General features: G+C 67.5%; 1 pseudogene. It reads left to right on the forward strand.

Features of this window, described 5'->3' with window-relative positions:
- Window positions 1-107 precede the first annotated feature (107 nt).
- Window positions 108-345, forward strand: a pseudogene (locus tag CH341_RS32025) (SAM-dependent methyltransferase); the annotation flags it as partial.

The following is a 345-nucleotide window of genomic DNA, read 5'->3' on the forward strand; positions in this document are numbered from 1 at the left end:
CTGCGCCTGTGGTGGAAAGGCATGCCGCTCTTCCGCCACGAGAAGGCGGCGCAGCGCTACGCTTCCACGATCGTCCTGCCGCATGCCCAAAAGGGAGACAATCCGCAATGAGCCACGCCGAACGCCGGTCCTCATCATGGCCGGCGCTCCCCGCCGCTCTTTGGTCGCGCCTTGCCCGCCAGATCGTCGACCGGATTGCGGTCGGCGAGCTGACACTGCATTTCCCGGACGGCAGCCAGGTGCACGCGGCCGGTGCCGCCGCGGGCCCGCATGCCGTCATGCATATCCATCGCGGCCGGTTTTTTCTGCGCCTTCTCAATTCAGGCGCGATCGGGCTCGCCGAGG

The organism is Rhodoplanes roseus (assembly GCF_003258865.1).
GTDB lineage: Bacteria > Pseudomonadota > Alphaproteobacteria > Rhizobiales > Xanthobacteraceae > Rhodoplanes > Rhodoplanes roseus.